Raw genomic sequence first — 9,972 nt, 5'->3', positions numbered from 1 at the left:
GAGGACCTTTAGTAAAAGGTGTGAAGCATAGCGTAAAGCTCGGAGCAAAGGCTGTTTCAGGAGCTACATCGGGTAGCAAAGCAACAAATAAAACAGTAAATCTGGCCAAGTCCCCAACACCAACGAATCCGACAAAGCAGCAAGCACCGTCACCACCTGCGAAATCGAAGGATCAGGGTACGGGTAGTAGTGAGAAAGTGACTAAACCAGGATATGTCCCAAGAATTAGAGAAATTGAAGTAGAATTTACAAGGCGTAATCCGAAACATGATTCTAAGGAATTTGCAAGACAGTTAAAAGACCAAGAAGAGGGAATTAATGAACTAACTGTAGATGAATTTATAAAAAATAGGGATAGATATTTGAAAGATGGTAGAGCTATAGAGGGGGATGCAGCTCAGAAATTAGCTAGGAAAAAAGCTTTACAAAATAAAGTAGATGAGTTACGTCGTGATGGGTTATCATATGAAGAAGCAGAGAAAAAAGCGAATGAGTGGATTAAAGGACAGGCGGCACTTCATAATCCTGACCAAATAGCAGGAGGTAATCCTACGAAGATTGGTGGCTTGGGTGATAAAGACATAAATTCATCTATAGGGTCGCAATGGAGAAGTAGGATAAAAGATTTAGACAAACAAGTTAGAGCCATAGGAAATAATATGACGGAAGAAGAAAGAAAAACAACATATTTAAATATAAAATTAAAACACTAAAAATATGAGGTGAGGAATGGTGAATATTGATGAATTTGTTCTTGTCGAAAAAACATGCAAGAGCATTATTGAACAATATAGGGGGAAAATTCCTGAAAGAGTAATTGAAGTATGGGAGAATTATGGATTTGGAAGTATAAAAAATGGATATTTAAAGATTGTTAACCCAGATGAATATCGTGAAGTCTTAGAATATACTTATGCTCGACATAAATTAGCTATCCCGTTATTTACAACAGCGATGGGAGATATTTTAGTTTGGGAAGATAATTATTTAATGGCACTTAACTTTAGGAAAAATGAGGTAGATGTAGTAGCGGGGAATTTTGAATTCTTTTTTGGGGATTTAAATGATGAGTATTATTTAAAAAAAGCCCTTGATTGGTTACCTTATCCAGAGGCAGTTAAACAATATGGAGAGCCAGCATTTGATGAATGTTTTGGATATGTCCCCCTTCTTGGATTAGGTGGACCAGAAAAAGTAGAGAATTTAAAAAAGGTCAAACTTATTGAGCATATTTATTTAATTACACAATTTATGGGTCAAATAGAATAAACTTAACAAATACGATTGTAACAAAACTTACTTTAATTTGAAATATAAGTGGATTAACCCCAAACGAGTATATAAAACTTGTTTGGGGTATTATTTATCCTAAGGTTTCCATATACAAACTCAGTATTGGTATAAATGTTGAAAAGTGGTAACGCGTTTAAGTATCGCCCGCTGGTGTTGTAGGAAGACCTTTAGTAAAAGGTGCCAAACATGCAAGTAAAGTGGTAGCTGGAATCGCTTCAGGCAGCAAAGCGAAAAATAAACAGTAAATCTGGCCAAATCCCCAACCCCATCGAATCCAACAAAGCAGCAAGCACCGTCATTGGCAAAGAAGGAAGCAAGTGCAACAACGGCACCACCTGCGAAATCTAATCAGCATACTAAGGGTATAGATAAAGGTAAAAATATTAAAGACTATAAAAACACTTTCTTTAATGAATATCCTGATCTTAAAGGAAGTGTTGTTGTTCATCATGCTATAGAACAACAAATGTTAAAAAGACATCCTAATTTATTCTCTCTTGAGGAAATACATGCTTTAGAAAACTTGAGAGGTATACCTAAAGAAATAAACAGTGATATTCATTTATCAAAAATAAGAATAGATTGGAATAGATTTTATAGAAATAATCCTAGTCCTACAAAAGAGGAAGTTATAAATTATATGATTGAGTTAGATAGGAAATATGGTGAGAATTTTAATCCACCAATTAAAAGGTGAAAAAGTTAAAGGAAGGATGTAACGAATGAAACTATTTTTTATTGAACCAGAAGTTGCCGGTGGTCATGGTGAACAGACTGTTTATGGAACTGAAGAGGATATTGTAAAAGAGGGCATATCAGGAAAGGTGGAATTTTTACACTATGAGTTTGAAGGATGGCTTGGAGATGACCTTTTAGAGTCAACACCAGCTTTCATAGTGTCAAGTTTACTAGAAACAGAATTACAGAAAAGTGATATTAAAGATTACAAATTAGAACCATGCTTAATTACAACATCTGATGTATTTAAAGAAATGCATCCAAATAAAGAAATTCCTCTATTTAGCAGATTTATTCCACTTGGTAAAATTGAGGTAGAAGGAGAGCATTTCACAAATTGGTCAGGACATCACTTCTGTTTATCATCCAAAGGTGAGTTAGTTGTAACTCAAAAAGCATTAGGGTTATTAAAAACTGTTTCGATAGATAATTGTTATATTACTTCTTTAACATATTAAATTAGAGCATGTCCTACCGAATACTGAGATATGTTCATTCCGAGAGTCTTTGAAAGGATATAAAAAAAATCACGGGGATAGTTTAGAGAAGATACCTATTGGGATTGAAGGAAATGGTTTGTTGGTGGTTATTGAAAACAATAGTGGAATAATTCAATTAGAAGATTTTGAAAGATGTACATTTGATAATATTGCTGATAATATTCAAGAATTAATAGGGAATTTAAGATTAAAAAGATAACATTTGATTTATTTAGACGGGGTGGGGATAGAAATGGTGAACCTCCAACGAACCTTGAATACACTAAGACAGTGGTTGACTCATTAAAAGTCTCTGGATATACTCAAGAACAGGCTATGCAAATTGTCAAAGAAGCAGTAAAACAGAGGTTAGAGTATGGACTGTTAGGTGGAGAACCAGTACCGAAGATTCCAGGAAGAATTAATCAAAACTAATTGTTTATTAAAGTTGTATTCCATTATCTTTTGAGCTCTGTTTTTATTGAATTATAAACATATTTTCTGGGAAAATAGTGTTTATTAATCTAGGTACATTCAACATAAATATAATTGTAGAGTGCAAATTATGTAGTATTTATTTGCACTCTATTTTATTTACATAATACCCGGAAATTTTATAGTAAAGGAAGAATTAGTTCCGTTAAAGGTCGGCGGAAAAGTGGCCGTTGTGTATATAAAGAAGTTGAAGTTGATCCAGGATTTAGGGGAGAATTGATCAAAAAAGAAAAGGAACTTGAGAGTGAATTGCAGAAGCAAATAGATAATCTTAATAGTCAAAATAATAAGGAGCATTCCTGTTAGAAAGATTTTCGGGGACTTGAAAACAAAAAAGCCCTCTTGTATGATGCTTGAGTGTCAACGGTCATTGACTCATACATCTACAGAGAGGACTCCATTCCAATGAATTTTAATACGAATGAGAAAATTAATCAAGTTTCTGAAAATACTCTAGTTATTGGCATCGACATTGCTAAACATAAACATTATGCTTGTGCAATCGATGATCGAGGTCGAGTGCTCCAAAAATCATTTCCGATCGTGCAATCACGTATTGGTTTTGAATACCTTTATGAACGCCTAATGGCGCTTAAAGCAACTTATGATAAACACGAAATTCTTGTTGGGTTCGAGCCAACAGGTCACTACTGGATGAACTTAGCTGCGTTTTTAACCAACTATGGAATTCCATTCGTAATGGTTAATCCAATGCACGTTAATCGCTCGAAGGAATTAGATGACAACCTACAAACGAAGAATGACCAAAAGGATGCGCTAGTCATTGCTCGCCTCATGAGAGACGGTCGTTTCAGCTATCCCCGACATCTTGAAGGAATCGAGGCTGAGTTACGAAATGGAGCGACATTACGTTCAAAGATTCAAGAAGATTTAAATGCCCTACAAAATCGCATTATTCGTTGGCTGGATCGCTTTTTCCCTGAATTCACACAAGTGTTTAAAAGCTTTGGGAAAATGGCGTATGCGGTGCTTGAAATGACACCGTTGCCAACAGATATTGTAGGCAAATCACCAGAAGAATTATTATTTTTATATCGCCAGGTAGACGGTATGAAATGCCCGCAGCTACCAAAGGCAAAGCAATTAGTCAAGGTTGCAGAAAGCTCAATCGGACTGACAGAAGGTTTAGTGATGGCCAAATTCGAAATTGCCACGCTTCTTTCACAGCACAAAATGATGCAGGCTCAACTTGAAGAACTAACAGCTCAGCTCGTAGAGCAAGCCAAACAAATGACGGAATATGAATATTTAGCATCGGTACCTGGAATCGGGGATGTCACGATTGTCGATTTACTATCAGAGGTTGGTTCTTTAGCGCAATATACACATCCACGCCAATTAATTAAACTAGCGGGACTCACATTGCGTGAAAACTCTTCTGGTCAGCAAAAGGGACAAAAACGGATTTCCAAACGAGGGAGAAGAAAACTTCGTGCCCTTCTCTTCCGAGTCATGATGCCTTTAATCTTGCATAATCCTGCGTTTAAACAATTACATGAATATTACACTACACGCACCATCAATCCGCTCCGTAAGAAGCAATCGATTGTCGTGCTATGCGGGAAATTACTGAAGATTTTACATGCCTTGTGCAAAAAGAAAACAATGTTTAATGAACACCAAATGATGACCGATTTCGCAAGTCTTCAAACGGCTGCCTAAGCGTACCTACACAAAAGTTTAAACAAGAGGATGACACGGAGAAGCCGGCACTATTTATTCCATTCGACCGTGAGATTTAAGAAACGAGTCCCCTAAGGAGCATCGCCAGCCTCTGCCTTATGAATAGACCGAACGAAGGAATGTACGCGCAATCAGACGCCTAGAGACATGGGAGGGTCCGTCATCATAAGAAATGCAGAGATCCAAAAGTGCATCGATATACGACATTGGATCAGGATTGTCATTACCAATAAATGGCTCATCCTTTAGCGAAGCGTTCGGACATGATGTTAAAAAAATCAAAATTTACAAAATAACGATAGATGTATGTGTCGAAAAATATTTTTTGGACACTCAAAAATGGCGTAAGCCATTGATATATCAACATTTATAGAGGAAGGATTAAATATGGAGACAAAACTAAAGTTTTTAAAAGAATATACTTTAAGTAAGAATCAGAATATAGAAATTATACCTTATCAGATGGTTAGGGAAATTGGTCCAGGCTTAATTCCAAATTCTTGGTGTGATATTTTTGAAAATAATGACAATGAAAAGAGAAAAGAGCTACTGCTAAAAGAATGGAAAGCTTTTTCATCAGTTACATTAAGCAACACTATATCATATTTAACTGAAAATCTTTATGAAGTAGATTTGATATCTTTTAATAATCGATACTCTATCTTATACTCTGTGAAAACACATAATGGCGAAATTGAATATTATGAAGGTAGAAATCCCTTTGAAACAAAATCAATTACTAAAACTATATTAAATAATAATTGGGACAAGATCCCTCAATCAGTTAAGGATTTTTATGAAAACATTCATAACGGATTCTACTATTATGCGAGTAAAGCAATGGGATTAGTTCCCTTAGATAATGTGACTTATTTTGGAGATGATGAATGGGGGATAATTGAAAGTTTAAACGAGCCAATTAGAATTAATCTTGAAACAACTTTTGGATTTTTTAAGAGTGGAATGGGCGGTTATGTGGCAATTGATTATGAAAATGCGGAAAATGATAACGCTACTTTATGGTTTTCAAATGATCAACCAGAGTACAATGTTAATTTTTGGGATATTATAGATGAGTGGATTGTTATTGGTTTTCAAGATGAGTAATAAATAGAAGAAATTTTATTTTCAGTTCGTCTTTGTTTATTGATAAAATTTAAATCGTCATTACCATAATGATTTTGACCCTGCAATAGTTACGTGTGGTAATCTTAATATTGTTTTTCACAACCAATTTTTTAGTAATATATTCAAACAAAGCACGAACTAGGTTATAATATTGAGTATTATGAGAAGTACTCAGAATTTTGAAAGACCTCGAAATGATAAATGAGGATATTTACGGTGAACGTGATATAGGAATAATATTTGATTGTATTTTGGGTATGGTAAATTGGGACTCCGATTAACTGGCTACACATAAATGTTAATAAATCAAAAGATTATCGGAAATGGTTAAGAAAATCCTTGTATAAGAGAAATCTTGTACAAGGATTTTTTCATATAAATATTTCAATCCACAGTTAAGGTTAATGGTGGAAGTCCTACAGATAAGGTGGGGAAGAGTTAAGCCCGTTTTATAGTTTAGATAATGGAGATTACTTCTGCCTTCTTTGAAATGAGTGTTTAAACACAGGGGTTTACTATTATTTACATTTTTAGGAGGATTCTATGGACAATATAGAAAAACCAGTAAAAATAATATACTCATCAGTTACTGTTCAGAGGTATTACAAGTGAAAATTGGCCCTTATGCCAAAGAGCTAATTGTTTCTTTTGCTCGAGCAATTATCTGATGTTAATTTAAAACAATATAAGAAGATTGAAGAAAAATGGGCTGCAGCTTTGAAAGAAACACCACCTAAAAAAGTAACAGTTGATATTGAAATAATCTATTCTGGGGAGAATATGCGTCCAGATAAATTTATAGTTAATTACTTTATTGATGGTAAGCAAGGCTCCAAAGAACTTAAAAATTAACTAGGGAGCATTCCTGTTAGAAGGATTTTCGGGGACTTGAAAACAAAAAAGCCCTCCTGTATGATGCTTGAGTATCAACGACTAAATTGACTCATTCATCTACGAGAGGACTATCTAATGAATTCTAATACGAACCATAAAATTAATCAAGTTACAGAAAATACACTAGTAATTGGCATCGACATTGCGAAGCACAAACATTTTGCCTGTGCTATTGATGATCGAGGTCGAGCGTTCCAGAAATCATTTCCTATTGCGCAGTCACGCATTGGATTTGAAGGCTTTTATGAGCGACTGCTTACGTTAAAAGCTACACATGAAAAACAGGAAATCCTCGTTGGTTTTGAGCCAACAGGACACTATTGGATGAACTTGGCGGCGTTTCTGACAAGCTACGGAATTCCATTCGTGATGGTCAACCCAATGCACGTCAATCGTTCCAAGGAATTGGATGACAATCTTCAAACGAAGAATGATCAAAAAGACGCACTTGTGATTGCTCGTTTAATGCGAGACGGACGCTTTAGTTATCCACGTATTTTGGATGGTGTAGAAGCAGAACTCCGCAACGGGGCAACGTTACGTGCAAAGATTCAAGAAGATTTAAATGCCATTCAAAATTGAATTATTCGTTGGCTAGATCGCTTTTTCCCTGAGTTTACACAAGTATTTAAAAGCTTCGGGAAAATGGCGTATGCGGTACTCGAAATGACCCCACTACCCTCGGATATCAAAGGGAAAACACCCGAAGAGCTACTGTTCTTATACCGCCAAGTAGATGGGATGAAAAGTCCCCAACTACCAAAGGCAAAACAATTAGTCGAAGTTGCGCAGGATTCAATCGGACTGACAGAAGGTTTAGTGATGGCCAAACTTGAAATCGCCACATTACTTTCTCAAGTGAAATTAATGCAAGCCCAGCTCGACGAATTAACGGCTCAATTAATAGAGCTCGCGAAACAAATGGCGGATTATGAGTATTTAGCATCGGTACCAGGAATCGGAGACGTAACCATTGTCGATTTACTATCAGAAGTTGGTTCACTCACACAATATGCGCATCCACGCCAATTAATTAAACTAGCGGGACTCACGTTGCGTGAAAACTCTTCTGGTCAACAAAAAGGACAAAAACGGATTTCCAAACGAGGAAGACGCAAACTTCGCGCCCTCTTATTCCGAGTCATGATGCCGTTAATCTTGCATAATCCAGCTTTTAAGCAATTACATGAATATTACACCACACGCTCGATCAATCCGCTTCGCAAGAAGCAATCAATCGTTGTGCTATGTGGGAAATTACTAAAGATTTTACATGCCTTGTGCAAAAAGAAAACAATGTTTAACGAACACCAAATGATGAACGATTTCGCCAGTCTTCAAACTGCTGCATAAGCGTACACATCAGAAGTCCAACCAAGAGGATGACACGGAGAAGCCGGCATTATTTTCACCATCCGACCGTTGATGACCAATCAAACGAGTCCCCTAGGGAGCATCGCCAGCCTCTGCCTTATGAATAGACCGAACGAAGGAATGTACGCGCAATCAGACGCCTAGAGACATGGGAGGGTCCGTCATCATAAGCTACGCAGAGATCCAAAAGTGCATCGATATACTGCACTGGATTAGGAGAACGATTACCAGTTAATGGTTCCTCCTTTAGCGAAGCTTACGGACAATATGTAAGAAAAATCAAGAATTACAAAATAACGATAGATGTACGAGTCGAAAAAATATTTTTTGACGCTCATAAATGGCGCAAGCCATTGATACATCAACATTTATAGAGGGAGGAAAAGAATGACTATGTTACCGTCATATATAAAAGAAAAAATAGAAAATTTTGTGGATAAAAGTAATGAACAATTTAATAATGGTTGTCATCAAGACTCTATATTACTGTTAGAAGAAGCATGGAACCTAATACCTGAACCAAAGGGGATTTATTCAGAAGAAAGCTATCACATTGTAAAAGATATTATTGAAACTTACTATGTATTAAATGATTTTAAAAAAGCAAAAGAATGGGGAGAAAAAATATATTTAACTGGTTTTGCACGAATAGATTCAGGCGAGAAGGAATATATTAATGGCGAAATAGCTTTTGAATTGGGGAATTTAGAAATAGCAAAAGAATTTTTTAGCATTGCCAATGATAAATCAGAAGGAAGATGTTTTGATAGTCCGAATAGAGTGAAATATCTCAAGTTTTTCAAAAGTAATTGAATTATTCAAAAGGAATGTTAACACCAATTCAGACATGTCATGTATTACATAAGTTTATTGAAAGCTGTGTTAGCTAATTTGCTTATGTTCTGCAGTTGTCTCCTAGTTAAATAGAAATCTAACAGTATAAATTGAAAATAAAACATGAGCACAAATGAAGAGGTTCTTCATTTGTGCTCTCCTATTTAAATTTAGTAAAATCGTCACATTAAGGCATTGGTTGAAACGGCGATTAGAAGAGACCTAATTATTGGAGGTATGCGTCCAGATAAATTTAAAGTCAGATATACTATTGATGGTATAGCCGACTTTGCAGATTTAAAAAATTAATTAGAGGAGTGAAAAAGTAGTATGAAAGAATTTGAAGAAAGATTTAGTGAATTGCAAGCAGATATGATATCTATATGTCTGGAATATGTGGAAGATAGAGTTGATAAAGTATATGTTTATGCTTCATGTGAAGAAGGTATCGTTTCGGGTAGTTTCTTTTATTTGATTAATAATATGTATGTAGAGCGCCATAAATTAAATGATGCATTGAAGGATGGGGATAAGAGTTATGATGTGTCCACAGAACGACAATTTATGGTGTTAGATATTATCAACGATAATGTTGATAAAATGGAGGAATTGTGCAAATTGTACGAAAGAGATATGCCAACTGAGTTAAAATTAATATATGATGCTAAGACTGGCAAGTTTCAAGCTGAATACAAGTATGATTTAGTTTATACTAATGACGATGTTAAAACCGCACGTCATATTGCTAATGAATGGTTTGAGGAAATAGAAAATAATAATTTATAATGTTTTTGAAAGTGACACCAATGTGTATAGAAATTTATTATTTAAACAGCCCCGAATAAACATAGAGCACAAATGAAATATTTACCCATTTGTGCTCTTATTTCTTACATAATTAAATCGATACTATTTTTCTTCAACTTCATCAGGAAAGTGGCATCACGATACATAGTAAGCATTCGATCGTTGTGACAGCGAATGAGGACGTAACCTTTGCAGCAAAAAACATGGCATTCAGCGCAACCGAGTC

The 9,972-nt window shown here is 35.4% G+C and carries 10 protein-coding genes and 1 pseudogene; all 11 read left to right on the top strand.

Annotated features, from left to right (window positions below; genetic code table 11):
* Nucleotides 1-713: polymorphic toxin type 15 domain-containing protein (locus SNE38_RS18725; protein WP_336047119.1), on the top strand; the 713-nt coding region annotated here is incomplete at its 5' end.
* Between the two features lie 16 nt (nt 714-729).
* Entirely contained in the window at nt 730-1,269 is a 540-nt protein-coding gene (locus SNE38_RS18720) for a T6SS immunity protein Tdi1 domain-containing protein (protein WP_336047118.1), read from the top strand.
* 322 nt (nt 1,270-1,591) lie between these two features.
* Nucleotides 1,592-1,990 (top strand): hypothetical protein, encoded by a 399-nt coding sequence (locus SNE38_RS18715; RefSeq protein ID WP_336047117.1) that lies wholly within the window; start codon nt 1,592-1,594, stop codon nt 1,988-1,990.
* Nucleotides 1,991-2,015: 25 nt separating this feature from the next.
* A complete protein-coding gene (locus SNE38_RS18710) occupies nt 2,016-2,489 on the top strand; it encodes a hypothetical protein (protein WP_336047115.1) in 474 nt (157 codons plus the stop codon).
* A 49-nt stretch (nt 2,490-2,538) separates the two neighbouring features.
* Nucleotides 2,539-2,730, top strand: coding sequence for a hypothetical protein (locus tag SNE38_RS18705; RefSeq protein WP_336047114.1), 192 nt, complete (start codon nt 2,539-2,541; stop codon nt 2,728-2,730).
* 680 nt (nt 2,731-3,410) lie between these two features.
* Nucleotides 3,411-4,688 carry an IS110 family RNA-guided transposase gene (locus tag SNE38_RS18700; RefSeq protein WP_191705562.1) on the top strand — a complete coding sequence of 426 codons (1,278 nt, stop codon included), beginning with the start codon at nt 3,411-3,413 and terminating at the stop codon, nt 4,686-4,688.
* A 408-nt stretch (nt 4,689-5,096) separates the two neighbouring features.
* Nucleotides 5,097-5,816 (top strand): SMI1/KNR4 family protein, encoded by a 720-nt coding sequence (locus SNE38_RS18695; RefSeq protein WP_336047112.1) that lies wholly within the window; start codon nt 5,097-5,099, stop codon nt 5,814-5,816.
* A gap of 669 nt (nt 5,817-6,485) precedes the next feature.
* Nucleotides 6,486-6,689: a DNA/RNA non-specific endonuclease gene (locus SNE38_RS18690; protein WP_336047110.1), complete on the top strand. Its 204-nt coding sequence runs from the start codon at nt 6,486-6,488 to the stop codon at nt 6,687-6,689.
* A 117-nt stretch (nt 6,690-6,806) separates the two neighbouring features.
* Nucleotides 6,807-8,084: pseudogene (locus SNE38_RS18685) on the top strand (IS110 family RNA-guided transposase).
* Nucleotides 8,085-8,492: 408 nt separating this feature from the next.
* Nucleotides 8,493-8,918, top strand: a complete 426-nt coding sequence (locus tag SNE38_RS18680; protein WP_191705548.1) for a hypothetical protein — start codon at nt 8,493-8,495, stop codon at nt 8,916-8,918.
* A gap of 351 nt (nt 8,919-9,269) precedes the next feature.
* Nucleotides 9,270-9,725 carry an immunity protein YezG family protein gene (locus SNE38_RS18675; protein ID WP_191705549.1) on the top strand — a complete coding sequence of 152 codons (456 nt, stop codon included), beginning with the start codon at nt 9,270-9,272 and terminating at the stop codon, nt 9,723-9,725.
* Nucleotides 9,726-9,972: the final 247 nt, after the last annotated feature.

The sequence above is a fragment of the Solibacillus ferritrahens genome (assembly GCF_037027585.1).
GTDB classification, from domain to species: Bacteria; Bacillota; Bacilli; order Bacillales_A; family Planococcaceae; genus Solibacillus; species Solibacillus ferritrahens.
Note: the sequence above shows the minus strand (reverse complement) of the source record. Positions and strands in the feature narration are given on the sequence as shown.